The sequence below is a fragment of the Streptomyces sp. WM4235 genome (assembly GCF_001279725.1).
Taxonomy (GTDB): domain Bacteria; phylum Actinomycetota; class Actinomycetes; order Streptomycetales; family Streptomycetaceae; genus Streptomyces.
The window spans coordinates 45,450-67,302 of sequence record NZ_LGDE01000371.1; the positions used below are offsets into that span (position 1 = coordinate 45,450).

Below are 21,853 nucleotides of genomic sequence, written 5' to 3' on the forward strand. Positions count from 1 at the left end.
GGGCAGGGTCGGCCTCGCCGAGGCCAAGCCCCGCATCGAGGGCGAGACGATCCCCGTCCACCACCTCTCCCCGGACTTCGTCGCCGGCAAGGCGGGGGCACCCGTGGCCCGCCTGGAGTTCCTCGCGAGCGAGGCCGTCTCCTCCGACGGACAGCGGGCCGCCCTGTGGACCGCCCGGACACCCGCCGGCTGGCAGGTCGTGAACATCGCCACCGGCGACGACGAGTGCCGCTACGCCGGACTCGGGGCGGAGAAACTGCCCGGCGGCACCGTGTTCCGCGAGCCGCAGATCGACGCCTGGTACGTGGCCCGGGGCGACCGGGTGCTGCCGCTCGACGAGGACGCGACACGCGCCGTGGGGGCCGCCGGGACGAGCCTGGCCGGCTACCGGACACGCGTCGCCAAGGCCTACGGCGACAAACTCCCCGGCTCCGCCTACGCCAGGGACGGCCGCGCCGGCGGCTACGCCGAACCCGCCGCGGCGACGGCGGCCCGCCCCACCGAGCCCTCCCCGACCCCGTCCCCGGCCTCGCCGACGGTCGGAGCGGCCGGGGCCGCCGGGGCGCTCGCGCTGGGCGGCGCCGGGATCCTGCTCCTGCGCCGCCGCACGGTCCGCCCGTAGGGGAGGCCCGCGGGTCCCGGCCCTCCGCCAGGGGGCCGGGCCACGCGGGTCCGGGCGGCGCCCCTCCCCGGGCGCCGCCCGGACACCGTCGCGCCGAAGGGCCGCGACCGGGCCGGCCCCCGGCAACGAGGGCCGGTGCCGGGGGACCGTTGTCGGCCGCCGCCAGTAGGGTGGTTGGCATGGCCGACCCTTCCAGCTACCGCCCCAAGCCGGGGCAGATCCCCGACTCCCCGGGGGTCTACAAGTTCCGCGACGAGCACCGCCGGGTGATCTACGTCGGGAAGGCCAAAAGCCTGCGGCAACGCCTGGCCAGCTACTTCCAGGACGTCGCGAACCTGCACCCGCGCACCGCCACGATGGTCACGACCGCCGCCTCCGTCGAGTGGACCGTGGTGTCCACCGAGGTCGAGGCGCTCCAGCTGGAGTACTCCTGGATCAAGGAGTACGACCCCCGGTTCAACGTGAAGTACCGGGACGACAAGAGCTACCCCTCCCTCGCCGTCACCATGAACGAGGAGTACCCCCGGGTCCAGGTCATGCGCGGGCCCAAGAAGAAGGGCGTGCGCTACTTCGGCCCGTACGGGCACGCCTGGGCCATCCGCGAGACGGTCGACCTGATGCTGCGCGTCTTCCCCGTGCGCACCTGCTCCGCCGGAGTGTTCAAGCGATCCGCGCAGATCGGCCGCCCCTGCCTGCTCGGCTACATCGGCAAGTGCTCCGCGCCCTGCGTGGGCCGCGTCACCCCCGACGAGCACCGCGAACTGGCCGAGGACTTCTGCGACTTCATGGCCGGCCGCACCGGCACCTACCTCACCCGCCTCGAACAGCAGATGCACGAGGCCGCCGAGGACATGGAGTACGAGAAGGCCGCCCGGCTGCGCGACGACATGGGGGCCCTGCGCCGCGCCATGGAGAAGAACGCCGTCGTGCTCGCCGACGCCACCGACGCCGACCTCGTCGCCGTCGCGGAGGACGAGCTCGAAGCCGCCGTGCAGATCTTCCACGTACGCGGTGGCCGGGTCCGCGGCCAGCGCGGCTGGGTCACCGACAAGGTCGAGGCCGTCGACACCGCCGGCCTCGTCGAGCACGCGCTCCAGCAGCTGTACGGGGAGGAGAAGGGCGAGGCCGTCCCCAAGGAGGTGCTGGTCCCGGCGCTGCCCGAGGACACGGCGGCGCTGGCCGAGTGGCTGGCCGAGCGGCGCGGCTCCCAGGTGAGCCTGCGCATCCCGCAGCGCGGGGACAAGAAGGCCCTCATGGAGACCGTCCACCGCAACGCCGTGCAGTCCCTCGCCCTGCACAAGACCAAGCGCGCCGGCGACCTGACCACCCGCTCCCGGGCCCTGGAGGAGATCGCCGAGGCCCTGGAGCTGGACGGCGCTCCGCTGCGCATCGAGTGCTTCGACATCTCGCACCTCCAGGGTGACGACGTCGTGGCCTCGATGGTGGTCTTCGAGGACGGGCTCGCGCGCAAGAGCGAGTACCGGCGCTTCCAGATCAAATCGTTCGAGGGACAGGACGACGTCCGTTCCATGCACGAGGTGGTCTCGCGGCGCTTCCGCCGCTACCTCCAGGAGAAGCTGAAGACGGGGGAGTGGTCCCCCGAGGACGCCGAGGACGGCGAGGTCCCGGCCGAGGACGACGGCAGGCCGAAGCGGTTCGCCTACCCGCCGCAGCTCGTGGTGGTCGACGGCGGGCAACCGCAGGTCGCCGCCGCCAAGCGGGCCCTGGAGGAGCTGGGCGTCGACGACGTCGCCGTGTGCGGCCTGGCCAAGCGGCTGGAGGAGGTGTGGCTGCCCGGCGAGGACGACCCCGTCGTGCTGCCCCGCACCAGCGAGGGCCTGTACCTGCTCCAGCGGGTCCGTGACGAAGCCCACCGGTTCGCCATCCAGTACCAGCGCAGCAAGCGCGGCAAGCGCCTGAAATCGAGCCCGTTGGACGACGTGCCCGGACTCGGCGAGAGCCGCAAACAAGCCCTCGTCAAGCACTTCGGTTCGGTGAAGAAGCTGAGACAGGCGACAATCGACCAGATCTGCGAGGTCCCGGGCATAGGTCGCAAGACGGCCGAGACCGTGGCCGCGGCCCTCGCCCACGCGGTTCCCGCCGGTCCTGCCGTCAACACGGCGACAGGAGAGATCATGGAAGACGAGACCCCCGCGCCCGCGGGAGCATCGTCCGAACGGGGGACCGAGCAATGACCGAGCACGAGACCACGCACGACCGAGACGGAGCACAGGTGAGTACGGGCACGACAGTGGAGCCCGGCGAGGCCGCCGAGGCGGCCATCCCCGAGCTGGTGATCATCTCCGGGATGTCCGGAGCCGGCCGCAGCACCGCGGCGAAGTGCCTGGAGGACCTCGGCTGGTTCGTCGTCGACAACCTCCCCCCGGCGCTGATCCCCACCATGGTGGAGCTCGGCGCCCGCTCGCAGGGCAACGTGGCGCGCATCGCCGTCGTCGTCGACGTCCGCGGCCGGCAGTTCTTCGACGCGCTCCGCGAGTCCCTGGCCGACCTCGAAGGCAAGGGCGTCACCCGGCGCATCGTCTTCCTGGAGTCCTCCGACGACGCGCTGGTCCGCCGCTTCGAGTCGGTCCGCCGCCCGCACCCCCTCCAGGGCGACGGCCGCATCACCGACGGCATCGCCGCCGAGCGCGACCTGCTGCGCGAGCTGCGCGGCGACGCCGACCTGGTCATCGACACCTCCAGCCTGAACGTGCACGAACTGCGCGCCAAGATGGACGCCCAGTTCGCCGGCGACGAGGAGCCCGAGCTGCGGGCCACCGTCATGTCCTTCGGCTACAAGTACGGCCTCCCCGTCGACGCCGACCTCGTCGTCGACTGCCGTTTCATCCCCAACCCGCACTGGGTCCCGGAACTGCGCCCCTTCACCGGGCTCAACGAGGAGGTGTCGGGCTACGTCTTCAGCCAGCCCGGCGCCAAGGAGTTCCTCGACCGGTACACCGAGCTGCTCCAGCTCATCGCCACCGGCTACCGCCGCGAGGGCAAGCGCTACGTGACCATCGCGGTCGGCTGCACCGGCGGCAAGCACCGCAGCGTGGCCATGTCCGAGAAGCTCGCCGCCCGCCTCGCCTCCGAGGGAGTCGAGACCGTCGTAGTGCACCGGGACATGGGGCGCGAGTGACCGGACGGAGTCTGAGACTGCGCCGCCTGCGCCGTCTCACCCCCGGGCGGGGCGAGGACGGCGCCGGCCGTCGCCGCGGCGCCACGCCGAAGGTGGTCGCGCTCGGCGGCGGCCAGGGCCTGTCGGCCTCCCTCGCCGCCCTGCGACGGATCACCGGCGACCTCACCGCCGTGGTCACCGTCGCCGACGACGGCGGCTCCAGCGGCCGGCTCCGGGAGGAGCTCGGCGTGCTGCCGCCCGGCGACCTGCGCAAGGCGCTGGCCGCGCTGTGCGGCGACGACGAATGGGGCCAGACCTGGGCCCGGGTCATCCAGCACCGGTTCCAGTCCCGCGGCGACCTGCACGAGCACGCCGTCGGCAACCTGCTGATCGTCGCCCTGTGGGAACAGCTCGGCGACCCCGTCCAGGCACTCGACCTGGTCGGCAAGCTGCTGGGCGCCCAGGGTCGGGTACTGCCGATGTCGGCGGTGCCCCTGGAACTCCAGGCGCTGGTCAAGGGGCACGATCCGGCCCGCCCGGACGACGTGGACACCGTCCGCGGGCAGGCCACCGTGGCCCTCACCCCGGGCGAGGTGCTCTCCGTACAGGTCGTGCCCGGCGACCCGCCGGCCGTGCCGGAGGCCGTCGCGGCCGTGCTCGACGCCGACTGGGTGGTGCTCGGACCGGGGTCGTGGTTCTCCTCCGTGATCCCGCACCTGCTGGTGCCCGAACTGCTCGACGCGCTCATCGAGACGAAGGCCCGAAGAGTCCTCTCGCTGAACCTCGCGCCGCAACCCGGGGAAACAGAGGGCTTCTCTCCGCAGCGTCATTTGGAGGTTTTGGCCCGACACGCCCCTAAACTCGCCCTGGACGTGGTGCTGGCCGACGAGGCCGCCGTGCCCGACCGCGAGTCCCTCTCCGATGCCGCGAAACGGTTCGGTGCCGCGGTCGAGCTGGCGCCGGTTGCCAGGCAGGACGGCTCTCCGAAGCACGACCCGGAGCTGCTGGCCGCCGCGTACGACCGTATTTTTCGGATGCATGGAAGGATCGGCCCATGGCGATGACGCCTGCGGTGAAGGACGAGATCTCTCGCCTGCCCGTCACCCGGACCTGCTGCAGGAAGGCCGAGGTCTCGGCGATCCTCCGGTTCGCCGGTGGCCTGCACCTGGTGAGCGGCCGCATCGTCATCGAGGCGGAGCTGGACACGGGGGTCGCCGCCCGGAGACTGCGCAAGGACATCCTGGAGATCTTCGGCCATTCCTCGGACCTCGTCGTGATGGCTCCCGGCGGACTGCGCCGCGGCAGCCGCTTCGTCGTGCGCGTCGTCGCCGGCGGGGACCAGCTGGCACGCCAGACGGGCCTCGTGGACGGCCGGGGGCGCCCCATCCGGGGCCTCCCGCCCCAGGTGGTCTCCGGGGCCACCTGCGACGCGGAGGCGGCCTGGCGCGGTGCCTTCCTGGCCCACGGCTCCCTCACCGAGCCGGGTCGGTCGTCCTCCCTGGAGGTCACCTGCCCCGGTCCCGAGGCCGCCCTGGCCCTGGTGGGCGCCGCCCGCAGGCTCTCCATCGCCGCCAAGGCGCGCGAGGTCCGCGGTGTCGACCGGGTCGTCGTCCGCGACGGCGACGCGATCGGTGCCCTGCTCACCCGACTGGGCGCGCACGACTCGGTACTGGCCTGGGAGGAGCGGCGGATGCGGCGCGAGGTCCGCGCCACCGCCAACCGCCTGGCCAACTTCGACGACGCCAACCTGCGCCGCTCCGCCCGCGCCGCGGTGGCCGCCGGAGCCCGGGTGCAGCGCGCGCTGGAGATCCTCGGCGAGGAGGTCCCCGAGCACCTCGCGGCCGCCGGCCGGCTGCGCATGGAGCACAAGCAGGCCTCCCTGGAGGAGCTGGGCGCGCTCGCCGACCCGCCCTTGACCAAGGACGCGGTCGCCGGCCGGATCCGTCGCCTGCTGGCGATGGCCGACAAGCGTGCCCAGGACCTGGGCATCCCGGGCACCGAGTCGAACCTCGACCTCAGTGAGGAACTGGCCGACAACATGGCCGGCTGACCCTCGCGACGACGCGAGAACCCACCGTGGTCCCCGGGTGCCCGCACGAGTGAATCGTGCGGGCACCTTTCGGCACGCCCCATTGACATGCGCATGGGCGGTCGTGAGCCTGTCGTCCGAACGCTTTCGTGGCAGACGACGCCCAGGGGGGCACATGAGGCACCGCGCGAGATCGATCCTCGCCGCAAGCGCACTCGTCTTCGGAACCACACTGGCCGCACTACCCGTCGCGGCCCAGGCGCAGCCCACCGCGGAGGACGGATCCGCCGCCTCCGACGAGGTGCGGGTCTACGACGCGGACATCACCCGCGAACAGGTGCCGCTCGTCCTCGCCGCCGGCCAGGACGCCCACGAGCTCACCGAACGGGCCCCCGAGCACGGGACCGCCAAGGTCGAGCTGTTCCTGACCGCCGGCCAGGCGAAGGAACTCGCGGCCCGCGGCGTGAAGCCGGTCGAACGCAGGACCGCCGCCGGCGCGACGGCCCGCGCGAAGGCCGCCGGCGACGGGGTGTTCCGCCCGTACAGCGGCAAGGGGGGCCTCCAGGAGGAGATCCTGCGCACCGCGCGGGAGAACCCGGCGCTCACCAAGGTCGTCTCCATCGGCAAGACCGTCCAGGGCAAGGACATCCTCGCCCTCAAGGTCACCAAGAACGCCAAGAAGGCCAAGGACGGCGACAAGCCCGCCGTCCTGTACATGTCGAACCAGCACGCCCGCGAGTGGATCACCCCCGAGATGACCCGGCGGCTGATGCACCAGACCCTCGACGGCTACGGCAAGGACGCCCGGATCACCAGGCTGGTCGACTCCACCGAGCTGTGGTTCCTGCTCTCCGCCAACCCGGACGGCTACGACCACACCTTCACCGCCGACTCCGCCCGCCTGTGGCGCAAGAACCTGCGCGACAACAACGGAGACGGAAAGATCACGGCCGGCGACGGCGTCGACCTCAACCGCAACTTCGCCTACAAGTGGGGCTACGACAACGAGGGTTCCTCGCCGAACCAGGCGAGCGAGACCTACCGCGGCCCCAAGGCCGGCTCCGAGCCCGAGACCGCGGCGCTCGACCGGTTCGAGAAGCGCATCGGCTTCGAGTACGCCATCAACTACCACTCCGCGTCCGAACTGCTCCTCTACGGAGTCGGCTGGCAGGTGGCCACCCCGACGCCCGACGACGTCGCGTACAAGGCGCTCGCCGGGACCCCCGAGAACCCGGCCGTCCCCGGCTACTACCCGCAGCTCTCCTCCGAGCTGTACACCACGAACGGCGAGGCCGACGGACACGCCGCCAACGCCAACGGCGTCATGATGTTCACGCCGGAGATGACCACCTGCCAGACGGCCTCCGCGAGCGACCCGAACGACCGGTGGAAGCCCGAGGACTGCGCCTCCGGATTCAACTTCCCCGATGACGAGAAGCTGATCCAGGCCGAGTTCGCCAAGAACGTTCCCTTCGCGCTCGCCGTCGGCGAGAGCGCCGCACGCCCGGACCAGCCGGCGTCCTCCGTCGGCCTGAAGGCCGCCGACTTCACCGTGGACCCGTTCACCACCTCCTACGGAGCCCGCGGCGAGGACCAGACGGTCGCCGTCACCGCCCGCAAGGCGCTCAAGGACAAGGAACTCAACTTCCGGATCAACGGCGGTCGCACCCACGACGAGGACCTCAAGGCCTGGAAGGGCGGCGAGACCTACGGCGGCGAGGACAACAACTGGTTCGACGAGTACCGGGCGAAGGTCGACGGCGCCAGGCCCGGCGACAAGGTCGAGGTCTGGTTCACCGGCCGCGACCGCTCCGGCAAGCGGGTCTCCAGCGAGCACTTCACGTACACCGTGGCCGAGCGGCCCCGGGCGGACGTCCTGGTGATCGCCGAGGAGGGCGCCCCGGCACAGCACGCGCGGACGTACGTCGACGCGCTGCGCGCCAACGGGCGCTCCGCCGCCGTCTGGGACGTCGCCGTCCAGGGCGCCCCGCACCCCCTCGGAGTCCTCTCGCACTTCCGCACGGCCGTCCACTACACGGGGGCCAAGGGCCCCGGCGGTGACACCCAGCTGGCGATCCGCGACTTCCTCAACGAGGGCGGCAAGCTGATCGAGGCCGGCGAACTGGCCGGCGGCAACGCCCAGGTCGGCCCCGCCGTCACCAACGACTTCAGCCAGTACTGGCTCGGCGCCTACGGCCGGGCCGGCGTGAGCGCCCCCACCGGCTTCACCGGGGCCGGCGGCCTCGCCGGAGCCGCGGGCGGACTCGGGGACGCGGCGGGCAACCCGCTGAACGCGCCCGGCTCCTACACCGTCACCTCGGACACCCTGCCGGCCGCGCAGTTCCCGCGGTTCAAGAGCGCCCAGGCGGGCCAGTACGCCGGGGTCGTCAACCCGTACGCCCCCCACGCCGGCGCCGGCATGGCCTCGGCCCTGCACACGGACGACGACTGGAAGCGGCTGACCCGGACCGTGGACCTCACCAAGGTCTCCGCCGCCGACAAGCCGGCCCTGCGGATGGCCCTGAACTGGAACACCGAGGAGGGCTACGACCACGCCGCCCTGGAGGCCCGCACGGCCGGCGGGGAAGACTGGACGACCCTGCCCGAGGCGAGCGGTCTGACCAGCGCCGAGGTCCCGACCGAGTGCGAGGGCGGGTTCCTGCTGAACGGCCACCCGTTCCTGCGCCACTACCTGACGCTCGACGGCGGCGGCTGCGCCCCGCAGGGCACCAGCGGGGCGTGGAACAGCTTCACCGGATCCTCCGGCGGCTGGAAGCAGGTCTCCTTCGACCTGAGCGCGTACGCCGGCAAGACCGTCGAGGTCTCGCTGTCGTACGTCACCGACCCGGGATCGGGCGGCCGCGGCGTCTTCGCGGACGAGGCGCGGCTGAACGTGGCCGGAGCGGACCAGGCCGTCGAGGGCTTCGAGACCTCGCTGGGCGCCTGGAGCGCCGGGCCCGCACCTGCCGGAAGTCCCGACGTTCCGGGCGATTGGTCCCGGTCCGGGGAGCTGTTCAAGTCTTACGCGGCGGTGACTACGCGTGACACCGTACTGGTCGGTTTCGGCCTGGAACACCTGCCGACCGCGAAGGACCGAGCCGTACTCGTCGGTAAGGCGCTCCGTTCACTGAACCACTGAGCCGCACCCCTCCCGCCGCTCACTTTGAGTGACGGGGGCCAAGGTCCCGGAGGTCCCGCGCCGGCGCTTGCGGCGCAGGACCTCCCTGGCGGACAAGGGTGTGTCAGTCCCCGGCCGATGTCACTCCCAAGCTCACGGAGAGGTAGGGTCGTAAGCGGTCGGGGACATCCCATACAGCTCGCCGGCGGACAGGCCGGCGCACCAACGAGGAGATCGGTTCGTGACGATCCGCGTAGGCATCAACGGTTTTGGCCGAATTGGCCGCAACTACTTCCGTGCGCTCCTGGAGCAGGGAGCGGACATCGAGATCGTCGGTGTCAACGACCTGACTGACAATGCCACCCTGGTGCACCTGCTCAAGTACGACACCATCCTGGGCCGCCTCAAGCACGAGGTCTCCCACACCGCCGACACCATCACGGTGGGCGGCAACACCTTCAAGACCTTCGCCGAGCGCGACCCCGCGAACCTCCCCTGGGGCGAGCTGGGTGCCGACATCGTCATCGAGTCGACCGGCATCTTCACGAAGAAGGCCGACGCCGCCAAGCACATCGCGGCCGGCGCGAAGAAGGTCCTCATCTCGGCTCCGGCCAAGGACGAGGACATCACGATCGTGATGGGCGTCAACCAGGACAAGTACGACGCGGCCAACCACCACGTCATCTCCAACGCCTCCTGCACCACCAACTGTGTGGCACCGATGGCCAAGGTCCTCCTGGAGAACTTCGGCATCGTCAAGGGCATGATGACGACGGTCCACGCGTACACGAACGACCAGCGCATCCTGGACTTCCCGCACTCGGACCTGCGTCGCGCCCGCGCCGCCGCCGAGAACATCATCCCGACCACCACGGGTGCCGCCAAGGCCACCGCGCTGGTCATCCCGGAGCTGGCGGGCAAGCTCGACGGCATCGCGATGCGCGTCCCGGTCCCCACGGGTTCCGTGACCGACCTGGTCATCGAGCTGGAGCGCGAGGTCACCAAGGACGAGGTCAACGCCGCGTTCCAGAAGGCCGCCGAGGGTCAGCTCAAGGGCATCCTGGACTACACCGAGGACGCGATCGTCTCCTCCGACATCGTGAACTGGCCGTACTCCTGCACCTTCGACTCCTCCCTGACCATGGTCCAGGGCAAGCAGGTCAAGGTCATCGGCTGGTACGACAACGAGTGGGGCTACTCCAACCGCCTCGTCGACCTGACCGTGTTCGTCGGCGAGCGGCTCTAAGGGTCATCAAGGTTTCAGGGCAAGGCACCACGATGTAGGCACAGGGCTCGGGCAGCGCGATGAAGCGCTGTGCGGGCCCTGTGGCTTGCCTCGTCCCTCTCGCCCCGCACGGGCACAAGGCCCTGCGTGGGGAAAAGGAGCAGAAAGAAACATGAAGACGATCGACGAACTTCTCGCCGAGGGCGTCTCCGGCAAGCGGGTCTTCGTCCGGGCCGACCTCAACGTGCCGCTGGCCGAAGGCAAGATCACCGACGACGGCCGCATCCGCGCCGTCCAGCCGACCATCGCGAAGCTCGCCGAAGCCGGCGCCCGCGTGGTCGTGGCCTCACACCTGGGCCGCCCCAAGGGCGCCCCGGACCCGGCCTTCTCGCTGGCCCCGGCCGCGGTCCGCCTCGGCGAACTGCTCGGCAAGAACGTCGCGTTCGCCACGGACACCGTCGGCGCCTCCGCCAAGGAGACCGTCGCGGCGCTCGCCGACGGCGAGGTCGCCCTCATCGAGAACCTGCGCTTCAACGCCGGCGAGACCTCGAAGGACGACGCCGAGCGCGGCGCCTTCGCGGACCGGCTCGCCGAACTCGCCGACGTCTACGTCGGCGACGGCTTCGGCGCCGTGCACCGCAAGCACGCCTCGGTCTTCGACCTCCCCGCGCGCCTGCCGCACGCGGTCGGCTACCTCATCGCCGCCGAGATCGACGTCTTGAAGAAGCTGACCGCCGAGGTCAAGCGTCCGTACGTGGTCATCCTCGGCGGCGCCAAGGTCTCCGACAAGCTCGCCGTCATCGACGAGCTGCTCGGCAAGGCCGACCGCCTCCTCATCGGCGGCGGCATGGCCTACACCTTCCTCCACGCCAAGGGTTACGAGGTCGGCATCTCCCTGCTCCAGAAGGACCAGGTGGACGTCGTCAAGGAGTACATGGAGCGCGCCGAGGCCAACGGCGTGGAGCTGGTCCTCCCCGTCGACATCCTCGCCTCCACGGACTTCCCCGACCTCAAGGGCAAGACCCCCGCGGAGTTCATCACCGTCGACGCGGACAAGATCCCCGCCGACAAGGAGGGTCTGGACATCGGTCCCAAGACCCGCGAGCTGTACGCGTCGAAGATCGCCGACGCGGAGACCGTCTTCTGGAACGGTCCCGTGGGCGTCTTCGAGCACCCCGACTACGCCGGCGGCACCCGCGCCATCGCGCAGGCCCTCGTCGACAGCGACGCGTTCACCGTGGTCGGGGGCGGGGACTCCGCCGCCGCCGTGCGCACGCTCGGCTTCGACGAGAACGCTTTCGGCCACATCTCGACCGGTGGCGGCGCCTCCCTCGAATACCTCGAGGGCAAGACGCTCCCCGGCATCGCCGCACTGGAGGTCTGAACCAAAGTGACTTCGCGTACCCCGCTGATGGCGGGCAACTGGAAGATGAACCTCAACCACCTCGAGGCCATCGCGCACGTCCAGAAGCTCGCGTTCGCCCTGGCCGACAAGGACTACGACGCCGTCGAGGTCGCGGTGCTGCCGCCCTTCGTCGACCTGCGTTCGGTCCAGACCCTGGTCGACGGCGACAAGCTGAAGATCAAGTACGGCGCCCAGGACATCTCGGCGCACGACTCCGGTGCCTACACCGGCGAGATCTCCGGCCCCATGCTCTCGAAGCTGAAGTGCGCGTTCGTGGCCGTCGGCCACAGCGAGCGCCGCCAGTACCACGGCGAGAACGACGAGATCTGCAACGCCAAGGTCAAGGCCGCCTTCAAGCACGGGATCACGCCGATCCTCTGCGTCGGCGAGGGCCTCGACGTCCGCAAGGCCGGCGAGCAGGTCCCGCACACGCTGGCCCAGGTCGACGGCGGACTGAAGGACGTACCGGCCGAGCAGGTCGAGTCCATCGTCATCGCGTACGAGCCCGTCTGGGCGATCGGCACCGGAGAGGTCGCCACCCCCGAGGACGCGCAGGAAGTCTGCGGGGCGATCCGCGGCCGTCTCGCCGAGCTGTACTCCCAGGAGCTGGCCGACAAGGTCCGCATCCAGTACGGCGGCTCGGTGAAGTCCGGCAACATCGCCGCGATCATGGCGCAGCCCGACGTCGACGGCGCGCTCATCGGCGGCGCCGCGCTGGACGTGGACGAGTTCGTCAAGATCGTCCGGTTCCGCGACCAGTGACCTGTGTGAATATCGCAGCGAGTATGCGGTAGGGCGGATCCGTCGTACCCTTGCGGGGGCCAGGAGGCTGAACCACCAGCCACTGGCCCCCGCGCACATCCCGGAAAAGCCAGAAAGTAGGAATCAGCCGTGATTATGGGGTTCTCGATCGCCCTGATCGTCTTCAGCGCCCTGCTGATGCTGCTCGTGCTGATGCACAAGGGCAAGGGCGGCGGCCTTTCCGACATGTTCGGCGGCGGCATGCAGTCGTCGGTCGGCGGTTCCTCGGTCGCCGAGCGCAACCTGGACCGGATCACCGTCGTGATCGGTCTGCTCTGGTTCGCCTGCATCGTGGCGCTCGGCCTGATGATGAAGTCGACCGGCTGACCGTTCCGGCCATTCCGGCGGTCCGGCGGGCTCTCCCCGGCCTATCATGGGCCTTTGCGGGGGCGGTCCTTCCAGTTCCTGGACGGTCGCCCGGTCCTCCGTAGGCTCGGGCGCCCGCGGCAGCGGACCTCCCCTCGCACTCCGCGGCACCATCACGCAGGGAGTTACGACCGTGGCAAGTGGCAACGCGATCCGTGGCAGTCGGGTCGGAGCGGGGCCGATGGGCGAGGCCGAGCGCGGTGAGTCCGCGCCCCGCCTGCGCATCTCCTTCTGGTGCTCGAACGGGCACGAGACACAGCCCAGCTTCGCCAGCGACGCGCAGGTGCCGGACACCTGGGACTGCCCGCGCTGCGGGTTCCCGGCCGGCCAGGACCGGGACAACCCGCCGGCTCCGCCGCGCACCGAGCCGTACAAGACGCACCTGGCGTACGTGCGGGAGCGGCGTACCGATGCCGACGGCGAGGCGATCCTCGCCGAAGCCCTCGCCAAGCTCCGCGGCGAGATCTGAACCGTCCGAACCTCGGCCTCCGGCCGGTTCGCACTCAAGAGTGACTTGGGGCCCGGCCCCGCGGCAGACACGAACCCGCGGGCCGGGCCCCTTTGTGCGCGTTGGCCCCCTTCACATCCCTTAGGTTGGGGCGTGGCGGGGCACAACAGGACGGAAGAAGTGGGTTGATGTCCGAGATGAACGCAGACACCCGTACGAGGCTGAACCGGACACCCGAGTGGCTCGCACTCGGCAAGCACCGGGAAGAGCTGGGGCAGACGCATCTGCGGGAGCTGTTCGAGGCGGATCCGAGCCGGGGCACCGGCTACACCCTGCGGGTCGGCGACCTGCACATCGACTACTCGAAGCACCTCGTGACGGACGAGACGCTCGCGTTGCTCCGCGAACTGGCGTCGGCGACCGGCGTGGCCGAGCTGCGCGACGCGATGTTCCGCGGCGAGAAGATCAACACGACCGAGGACCGGGCGGTCCTGCACACCGCCCTGCGCGCCCCGAGGGACGCGGTGATCGAGGTGGACGGCGAGAACGTCGTCCCCGGCGTGCACGCCGTCCTCGACAAGATGGCCGCCTTCTCCGAGCAGGTCAGGTCGGGTAAGTGGACCGGCTTCACGGGCAAGCGCATCAAGAACGTCGTCAACATCGGCATCGGCGGCTCCGACCTGGGCCCGGCGATGGCGTACGAGGCGCTGCGCGCCTTCGCCGATCGCGGCCTGACGCTGCGGTTCGTCTCCAACGTGGACGGAGCCGACCTGCACGAGGCCGTACGGGACTTCGACCCGGCGGAGACGCTGTTCATCATCGCGTCGAAGACCTTCACCACGATCGAGACCATCACCAACGCCACCTCGGCGCGGGAATGGCTCCTCGACGGTCTGGGCGGTGACCAGAGCGCCGTGGCACGGCACTTCGTGGCGCTGTCCACCAACGCCGAGAAGGTCACCGGGTTCGGCATCGACCCGGCCAACATGTTCGAGTTCTGGGACTGGGTCGGCGGGCGCTACTCCTTCGACTCCGCGATCGGCCTCTCGCTGATGATCGCGATCGGCCCGGACGCCTTCCGGGAGATGCTGGACGGCTTCGCGGCCATGGACCGGCACTTCCGGACCGCCCCGCCGGAGGAGAACGCGCCGCTGCTGATGGGCCTGTTGGGGGTCTGGTACGGCGGGTTCTTCGACGCCCAGTCGCACGCGGTGCTGCCGTACAGCCATTACCTGTCGCGGTTCACGGCCTACCTCCAGCAGTTGGACATGGAGTCCAACGGCAAGTCGGTGGACCGGGACGGCAACCCGGTGGACTGGCAGACCGGACCGGTGGTGTGGGGCACGCCCGGCACGAACGGGCAGCACGCGTACTACCAGTTGATCCACCAGGGAACGAAGCTGATCCCGGCTGACTTCATCGGGTTCGCCCGGCCGGTGGCGGAACTCTCCGGGCCGCTGAAGGACCAACACGACCTGCTGATGGCGAACTTCTTCGCACAGACGCAGGCGCTGGCCTTCGGCAAGACCGCCGAGGAGGTGCGGGCGGAGGGCGTCGACGAGGCGCTGGTCGCCCACAAGACGTTCGCGGGCAACCACCCCACGACGACGATCCTCGCGACCGAGCTGACGCCCGGGGTGCTGGGGCAGCTGATCGCCCTGTACGAGCACAAGGTGTTCGTCCAGGGCGCGGTGTGGAACATCGACTCCTTCGACCAGTGGGGAGTCGAGCTCGGCAAGGTGCTCGCCAAGCGGGTGGAACCGGCGCTGACCGAGGGCGCGGACGTGGAGGGCTTCGACCCCTCGACGCGGGCCCTCGTCGCGACCTACCGCTCGCTGCGCGGCCGGTCCTGACCCGGGGCGGGGGTGCGGGGGCCCGGCCCCCGCACCCCCGCCGTTTGGACGCGGAAGGTCAGGCCGACGCCGGCGGGTACATGTCCGACGGCAGCTTGGCCGCCGCCGCGCGGTCCAGGAGCCACAGGGTGCGGCTGCGACCGTAGGCCGCCGCCGCCGGGGCCTGGACGTCGCCCGCGCCGCCGAGCGCGAGCGCCACCGCGCCCGCCTTGTCCTCGCCCGCCGCCAGCAGCCAGACCTCGCGGGCCGCCCGGATCGCCGGAAGGGTCAGCGAGACCCGGGTCGGCGGCGGCTTCGGGGCGCCGTGCACACCGACCACGGTGCGCTCGGTCTCGCGGGACGCCGGGTGCTCCGGGAACAGCGACGCCACGTGCGTGTCCGGGCCGACGCCCAGCATCAGCACGTCGAAGCGGGGGACCGGGCCGTGGTCCTCCGGACCCGCCGCCCGCGCGAGTTCCGCCGCGTATGCCGCCGCGGCGGCGTCGACGTCCGCCCCGTACGGGCCGTCCGAGGCCGGCATGACGTGGACGCGAGCCGGATGGACCGGCACGGCGTCCAGGAGCGCCTCGCGGGCCTGGACGTGATTGCGTTCGGGGTCGTCGGCGGGGACGTACCGCTCGTCGCCCCACCACAGGTCGAGCCGCGACCAGTCGATCGCGTCCCGGGCCGGAGCGGCCGCGAGCGCCGCGAGCAGACCGTTGCCGTTGCGGCCGCCGGTCAGCACCACCGAGGCGCTGCCGCGGGCCGCCTGCGCGTCCACGATCTTCGTGATGAGCCGGGCCGCCGCGGCCTGGGCCATCAGCTCCTTGTCCCGGTGGACGACGACCTGGGGAGTCGTCATACCCATGTGCGTGCCGCCTTCTTGCTCGTTGCTGCGGGGAAATGGCTCGGCCGCCGGTCGGACCCCCTCGCGGGCGTCCGACCGGCGGCCGTGGTGCGTCACTTCTTGGCCGGGGCCTTCTTGGCCGGGGCCTTGGCCGCCGGCTTCGCGGGTGCCTCGGCCTTGGCCGCGGGGTCGTCCGCCTCGCCGGCGGAAGCCTCGGACGTGCCGGTCGGGGCGGCCTTCTTCGCGTCCAGCCGGTCCACGCCGAACTTCAGCGAGGCCTCGTACGTGTTGTCCGGGTCCAGCCGGCGCAGTTCCTCCGCCAGCAGCTCGGCCGTGTCACGACGCTTGAGTGCCACCGCGCGGTCGGGCTGACCCGGCATGCACAGCGTCGCCAGGGCCCCGTCCGCCCGGTCCAGGACGATCACGCCGTCCGTGGTCTCCAGCCGGACGGCCGTGAGGCCGGGGCCGGTGGAGTGGGTGCGCTTGACCGGTACGCCCAGACGGTCCGCCAGCCACATGGCCAGCAGCTCGCAGCTCGGGTTGTCGTCCTCGCCCTCGACGGTGGCCGAGACGACGGAGACGCGACTCTGCTGGTCGAGCGCCGCGGCCAGCATCGAACGCCACGGGGTGATCCGGGTCCAGGACAGGTCCGTGTCACCCGGCGCGTACGCCTCGGCCCGGCTGCCGAGTGCGGCGATCGGGCTCTCCGAGGCGTACGTGTCCGTGATCCGGCGCTGTCCCAGCGAGCCCAGCGGGTCGCCCGCCAGGCTCGCGGGAGCGCCCTCCGGCCACCAGACCACCACGGGGGCGTCGGGCAGCAGGAGCGGGAGAACCACCGACTGGGCGTGGTTGACCAGTTCTCCGTGCATGCGGAGCACGACCGTCTCGCCGGAGCCGGCGTCCGCCCCGACACGGACTTCCGCGTCGAGACGGGCGTCGCGGCGACTGCGCGGCGAGCGGCTGATCCGCTTGACCACGACGATGATCCGCGAGGGGTGCTCGTGGGATGCGTCGTTCGCCGACTTGAGCGCGTCGTACGCGTTCTCCTCGTCGGTCACGATCACCAGCGTGAGGACCATGCCGATGGCCGGCGTGCCGATGTCCCGGCGTGCCTGCACCAACGCGGCGTTGATCTTGCTGGAGGTGGTCTCCGTAAGGTCGATCTTCATGGCCGGCGCCAGCTCCGTCCGTCTCGTGCGAGCATCTCGTCCGCCTCGACCGGTCCCCAGGTGCCCGCCGGGTACTGCGCGGGCTTGCCGTGCTTGTCCCAGTACTGCTCGATCGGGTCGAGGATGTTCCAGGAGAGCTCGACCTCCTGGTGACGCGGGAAGAGGTTCGCGTCACCCAGCAGGACGTCGAGGATCAGTCGCTCGTACGCCTCGGGGCTGGACTCCGTGAAGGACTCGCCGTAGGCGAAGTCCATCGTGACGTCCCGGACCTCCATGGAGGTGCCGGGCACCTTGGAGCCGAAGCGGACCGTCACGCCCTCGTCCGGCTGGACCCGGATGACCAGGGCGTTCTGCCCCAGCTCCTCGGTCGCGCCCGACTCGAACGGGAGGTACGGGGCCCGCTTGAAGACCACCGCGATCTCGGTCACCCGACGGCCCAGGCGCTTGCCGGTCCGCAGGTAGAACGGGACGCCCGCCCAGCGACGGTTGTTGATCTCCAGACGGATGGCCGCGTAGGTGTCGGTCTTCGACTTGGGGTCGATGCCGTCCTCTTCGAGGTACCCGACGACCTTCTCGCCGCCCTGCCAGGCCGCCGAGTACTGGCCGCGCACGGTGTGCTTGCCCAGGTCCTCGGGCAGCTCCACGGCGGTCAGCACCTTGAGCTTCTCCGCCACCAGCGCCTTCGGGTGGAAGGAGCCGGGCTCCTCCATCGCGGTGAGCGCCAGCAGCTGGAGCAGGTGGTTCTGGATGACGTCACGGGCCGCGCCGATGCCGTCGTAGTATCCGGCCCGGCCGCCGATGCCGATGTCCTCCGCCATGGTGATCTGCACGTGGTCGACGTACGACCGGTTCCAGATCGGCTCGAACATGGTGTTGGCGAAGCGGAGCGCCAGGATGTTCTGGACGGTCTCCTTGCCGAGGTAGTGGTCGATCCGGAAGACCTCGTCACGGGGGAAGACCTCGTGGACGACCTTGTTGAGCTCTTCCGCGCTCTTCAGGTCGTGGCCGAAGGGCTTCTCGATGACGGCGCGCCGCCACGAGCCTTCCTTCTGCGCCAGACCGTGGTCCTTGAGCTGCTGGACCACCTTGGGGAAGAACTTCGGCGGGACCGAGAGGTAGAAGGCGAAGTTTCCGCCGGTGCCCTGGGCCTTGTCGAGTTCCTCGATCGTGGCCTTGAGCGTCTCGAAGGCCGCGTCGTCGTCGAAGTCGCCCTGGACGAAGCGGCAGCCCTGGACGAGCTGCTGCCACACCTCCTCACGGAAGGGGGTGCGCGAGTGCTCCTTGACCGCGTCGTGCACCTCCTGGGCGAAGTCCTCGTCCTGCCACTCGCGCCGGGCGAACCCGATGAGCGAGAAGCCCGGCGGGAGCAGGCCGCGGTTGGCGAGGTCGTAGACGGCGGGCATCAGCTTCTTGCGCGACAGGTCACCCGTAACGCCGAAAATGACCAGGCCGGACGGCCCCGCGATGCGCGGGAGCCGCCGGTCCTGTGCGTCACGAAGCGGGTTCGCTCCGTTCACAGACAAAGTGTTCAGGCCTCCGTGGGGGCAAGGCGCACGAGTTCCGCCTCGGTCGACTTCAGCAGGTCGTTCCAGGACGCCGCGAACTTCTCGACGCCCTCGTCTTCCAGCAGCTGAACGACATCGTCGTACGAGATGCCCAGCTTCGCGACCGCGTCGAGCTCGGCGCGCGACTGCTCGTAGGTGCCGCGGATGGTGTCGCCGGTGACCTCGCCGTGGTCGGCGGTGGCCTCCATGGTGGCTTCCGGCATGGTGTTCACGGTGCCGGGGGCGACCAGGTCCACCACGTACAGGGTGTCCTTGTAGGCCGGGTCCTTGACGCCGGTCGAGGCCCACAGCGGACGCTGCTTGTTCGCGTGCGCCTTGTCCAGGGCGGCCCAGCGCTCACCGGCGAAGACCTCCTCGAAGGCCTCGTACGCCAGACGGGCGTTGGCGAGGGCCGCCTTGCCCTTCAGGGCCTTGGCCTCGTCGGTGCCGAGGTCGTCGAGACGCTTGTCGATCTCGGTGTCCACGCGGGACACGAAGAACGAGGCGACCGAGTGGATCTTGGCGAGGTCCAGGCCGGCGGCCTTGGCCTTCTCCAGACCCGCCAGGTACGCCTCCATGACCTCGCGGTAGCGCTCCAGCGAGAAGATCAGCGTGACGTTGACGCTGATGCCCCGGCCGATGACCTCGGTGATCGCCGGCAGGCCGGCCTTGGTCGCCGGGATCTTGATGAGCGTGTTCGGGCGGTCCACCAGCCAGGCGAGCTGCTTGGCCTCGGCGACGGTCGCCCTGGTGTTGTGGGCGAGACGGGGGTCGACCTCGATCGAGACCCGGCCGTCCTGACCCTCCGTGGCGTCGAAGACGGGGCGCAGGATGTCGGCGGCGTCGCGGACGTCCGCCGTCGTGATCATGCGGATCGCCTCTTCGACGGTGACCTTGCGGGCCGCGAGGTCGGCGAGCTGCTGCTCGTAACCGTCGCCGCTGCTGATCGCCTTCTGGAAGATCGACGGGTTGGTGGTGACACCGACCACGTGCTGCTGGTCGATGAGCTCGGCGAGGTTGCCGGACGTGATGCGCTTGCGGGACAGGTCGTCCAGCCAGATCGCCACGCCCTCGTCGGAGAGGCGCTTGAGTGCGTCTGTCATGGGAATTGCATCTCCTACTGGTTCGTGTACCGGTGTCAGCGCGCGGCGGCGGCGATGCCGCCCGTTTCGCTGAGGGAGGCCTGGGCGGCGGCGGTCACGGCCTCGGCCGTCAGACCGAACTCGCGGAACAGCAGGGCGCCGTCGGCGGAGGCACCGAAGTGCTCCAGCGACACGATCCGGCCCGCGTCGCCGACGTAGCGGTGCCAGGTCAGACCGATGCCGGCCTCGACGGCGACGCGCGCCTTGACGGCGGGCGGCAGGACGCTGTCCTTGTACGCCTGGTCCTGCTCCTCGAACCACTCGACGGACGGCATCGAGACCACGCGGGTCGGGATGCCCTCGGCCTGGAGCGCCTCGCGGGCGCCGACGGCGAGCTGGACCTCGGAGCCGGTGCCGATGAGGATCACCTGCGGCTCGCCGCCCTCGGCGTCGAGGAGGACGTACCCGCCCTTGGCGGTGTTCTCGTTGAGCTCGTAGGTGGGCACGCCCTGGCGGGTCAGCGCCAGACCGTGCGGGGCACCCTTGCCGAACACCTTGGTGTGGCGACGCAGGATCTCGCGCCAGGCGACGACGGTCTCGTTCGCGTCCGCCGGGCGGACCACGTTCAGGCCCGGGATGGCGCGCAGCGAGGCGACGTGCTCGACCGGCTGGTGGGTCGGGCCGTCCTCGCCGAGGCCGACGGAGTCGTGCGTCCACACGTAGGTGACCGGCACGTGCATCAGCGCGGAGAGGCGGACCGCGTTGCGCATGTAGTCGGAGAACGTGAGGAACGTGCCGCCGTAGACACGGGTGTGGCCGTGCAGCGCGATGCCGTTCATGGCAGCGGCCATGGCGTGCTCGCGGATGCCGAAGTGGATGGTGCGGCCGTACGGCTGGGCGCCCGGGAGCGGGTTGCCCACCGGCAGGAACGAGGAGTTCTTGTCGATGGTGGTGTTGTTGGAGCCGGCCAGGTCGGCCGAGCCGCCCCACAGCTCCGGGATGACCGCGCCGAGGGCCTCCAGGACCTTGCCGGACGCGGCGCGGGTGGCGACGCCCTTGCCGGCCTCGAAGACGGGGAGCTTCTCCTCCCAGCCCGCGGGCAGCTCGTTGGCGTTGATGCGGTCGAACTCGGCCGCGCGCTCCGGGTTGGAGGTGCGCCAGGCGGAGAAGTCCTTCTCCCACGCGGCCTTGACCTCGCGGCCCCGGTCGAGCGCCTCGCGCGTGTGGGCGAGGACCTCGTCGGCGACGTCGAAGCTCTTCTCCGGGTCGAAGCCGAGGACGCGCTTGGTGGCCGCGACCTCGTCGGCGCCGAGCGCCGAGCCGTGCGCGGCCTCGGTGTTCTGGGCGTGCGGGGCGGGCCAGGCGATGATCGAGCGCATGGCGATGAAGGACGGGCGCCCGGTCTCGGCCTTGGCGGCCTCCAGCGCGTCGAACAGCGCCTTCGGGTCCAGGTCGCCGCTCTCCTGCGGGGCGACGCGCTGGACGTGCCAGCCGTAGGCCTCGTAGCGCGCGAGGGTGTCCTCGGAGACGGCCGTCTCCGTGTCGCCCTCGATGGAGATGTGGTTGTCGTCCCACAGCAGCACGAGGTTGCCGAGCTTCTGGTGGCCGGCCAGCGAGGACGCCTCGTGCGAGATGCCCTCCTGGAGGCAGCCGTCGCCGGCGATGGCGTAGATCATGTGATCGAACGGGGAGGTGCCCGGGGCGGCCTCGGGGTCGAACAGACCGCGCTCGTAGCGGGCGGCCATGGCCATGCCCACCGCGTTGGCGACGCCCTGGCCCAGCGGGCCGGTGGTCGTCTCGACGCCCTTGGTGTGTCCGTACTCCGGGTGACCGGGGGTCTTGGAGCCCCAGGTGCGGAACGCCTCCAGGTCAGCCAGCTCCAGGCCGAAACCGGCCAGGTAGAGCTGGGTGTAGAGGGTCAGGGACGAGTGCCCTGCGGAGAGCACGAAGCGGTCACGCCCGACCCACTCGGGATCGGCGGGGTCGTGCCGCATGACCTTCTGGAAAAGGGTGTACGCGGCGGGGGCCAGGCTCATCGCCGTACCGGGGTGGCCGTTCCCGACCTTCTGTACCGCGTCGGCGGCCAGGATGCGGGCGGTGTCGACGGCCCGCTGGTCCAGTTCGGTCCACTCGAGCTCTGTGGTGGTCGGCTTGGTGCTCACCGTTTGTCAGGGCTCCTCTCCACATGTCGGTTTCCCGGTGACGAACGGTGCACCGGAGCGATTCCGAGCCTACCCCCGCCGGGGC

At 70.8% G+C, this 21,853-nt stretch carries 17 protein-coding genes; 12 read left to right on the forward strand and 5 right to left on the reverse strand.

The genetic code is table 11. The features are described 5' to 3' along the window. Positions 1-103: 103 nt before the first annotated feature. From ADK55_RS22815 to pgi, 12 genes are all read left to right on the forward strand, one after another. Positions 104-622 (forward strand): hypothetical protein, encoded by a 519-nt coding sequence (locus ADK55_RS22815; protein WP_420713678.1) that lies wholly within the window; start codon positions 104-106, stop codon positions 620-622. A 179-nt stretch (positions 623-801) separates the two neighbouring features. After that, a complete protein-coding gene (gene uvrC, locus ADK55_RS22820) occupies positions 802-2,817 on the forward strand; it encodes an excinuclease ABC subunit UvrC (RefSeq protein ID WP_053681593.1) in 2,016 nt (671 codons plus the stop codon). Further along, positions 2,814-3,761, forward strand: a complete 948-nt coding sequence (gene rapZ, locus ADK55_RS22825) for an RNase adapter RapZ (RefSeq protein WP_053681595.1) — start codon at positions 2,814-2,816, stop codon at positions 3,759-3,761. Before uvrC ends, rapZ begins: the two co-directional genes overlap by 4 nt. Continuing rightward, positions 3,758-4,804: a gluconeogenesis factor YvcK family protein gene (locus ADK55_RS22830; protein ID WP_053681597.1), complete on the forward strand. Its 1,047-nt coding sequence runs from the start codon at positions 3,758-3,760 to the stop codon at positions 4,802-4,804. The genes rapZ and ADK55_RS22830 overlap by 4 nt, the downstream gene beginning before the upstream one ends. Further along, on the forward strand, positions 4,795-5,790 hold the full coding sequence (whiA, locus tag ADK55_RS22835) for a DNA-binding protein WhiA (protein WP_053681599.1): 996 nt from the start codon (positions 4,795-4,797) through the stop codon (positions 5,788-5,790). Before ADK55_RS22830 ends, whiA begins: the two co-directional genes overlap by 10 nt. 154 nt (positions 5,791-5,944) lie before the next feature. Then, a complete protein-coding gene (locus tag ADK55_RS22840) occupies positions 5,945-8,908 on the forward strand; it encodes a M14 family metallopeptidase (protein ID WP_053681601.1) in 2,964 nt (987 codons plus the stop codon). Between the two features lie 220 nt (positions 8,909-9,128). Continuing rightward, entirely contained in the window at positions 9,129-10,133 is a 1,005-nt protein-coding gene (gap, locus tag ADK55_RS22845; RefSeq protein ID WP_053681602.1) for a type I glyceraldehyde-3-phosphate dehydrogenase, read from the forward strand. Positions 10,134-10,284: 151 nt separating this feature from the next. Then, the gene (locus ADK55_RS22850; RefSeq protein ID WP_053681604.1) at positions 10,285-11,496 is read left to right on the forward strand and encodes a phosphoglycerate kinase; all 1,212 of its coding nucleotides are present in this window, start codon (positions 10,285-10,287) and stop codon (positions 11,494-11,496) included. A gap of 6 nt (positions 11,497-11,502) precedes the next feature. Beyond that, on the forward strand, positions 11,503-12,279 hold the full coding sequence (gene tpiA, locus ADK55_RS22855; RefSeq protein WP_053681606.1) for a triose-phosphate isomerase: 777 nt from the start codon (positions 11,503-11,505) through the stop codon (positions 12,277-12,279). A gap of 135 nt (positions 12,280-12,414) precedes the next feature. After that, positions 12,415-12,645 (forward strand): preprotein translocase subunit SecG, encoded by a 231-nt coding sequence (secG, locus tag ADK55_RS22860; RefSeq protein ID WP_053681608.1) that lies wholly within the window; start codon positions 12,415-12,417, stop codon positions 12,643-12,645. Between the two features lie 172 nt (positions 12,646-12,817). After that, a complete protein-coding gene (locus ADK55_RS22865; RefSeq protein ID WP_007263454.1) occupies positions 12,818-13,153 on the forward strand; it encodes an RNA polymerase-binding protein RbpA in 336 nt (111 codons plus the stop codon). 176 nt (positions 13,154-13,329) lie between these two features. Continuing rightward, positions 13,330-14,985, forward strand: a complete 1,656-nt coding sequence (pgi, locus tag ADK55_RS22870; protein WP_078999302.1) for a glucose-6-phosphate isomerase — start codon at positions 13,330-13,332, stop codon at positions 14,983-14,985. A gap of 58 nt (positions 14,986-15,043) precedes the next feature. Here the strand turns inward: pgi and pgl are convergent, their stop codons facing one another. From pgl to tkt, 5 genes are all read right to left on the reverse strand, one after another. After that, positions 15,044-15,826 (reverse strand): 6-phosphogluconolactonase, encoded by a 783-nt coding sequence (gene pgl, locus ADK55_RS22875; RefSeq protein ID WP_053681612.1) that lies wholly within the window; start codon positions 15,824-15,826, stop codon positions 15,044-15,046. A 98-nt stretch (positions 15,827-15,924) separates the two neighbouring features. Then, on the reverse strand, positions 15,925-16,980 hold the full coding sequence (gene opcA / locus ADK55_RS22880; protein ID WP_053681613.1) for a glucose-6-phosphate dehydrogenase assembly protein OpcA: 1,056 nt from the start codon (positions 16,978-16,980) through the stop codon (positions 15,925-15,927). Next, positions 16,977-18,503, reverse strand: a complete 1,527-nt coding sequence (gene zwf, locus ADK55_RS22885; RefSeq protein ID WP_371591348.1) for a glucose-6-phosphate dehydrogenase — start codon at positions 18,501-18,503, stop codon at positions 16,977-16,979. The genes opcA and zwf overlap by 4 nt, the downstream gene beginning before the upstream one ends. 5 nt (positions 18,504-18,508) lie before the next feature. Next, positions 18,509-19,627 (reverse strand): transaldolase, encoded by a 1,119-nt coding sequence (tal, locus tag ADK55_RS22890; protein WP_053681616.1) that lies wholly within the window; start codon positions 19,625-19,627, stop codon positions 18,509-18,511. 35 nt (positions 19,628-19,662) lie between these two features. Further along, positions 19,663-21,768, reverse strand: a complete 2,106-nt coding sequence (gene tkt, locus ADK55_RS22895) for a transketolase (RefSeq protein WP_053681618.1) — start codon at positions 21,766-21,768, stop codon at positions 19,663-19,665. Positions 21,769-21,853: the final 85 nt, after the last annotated feature.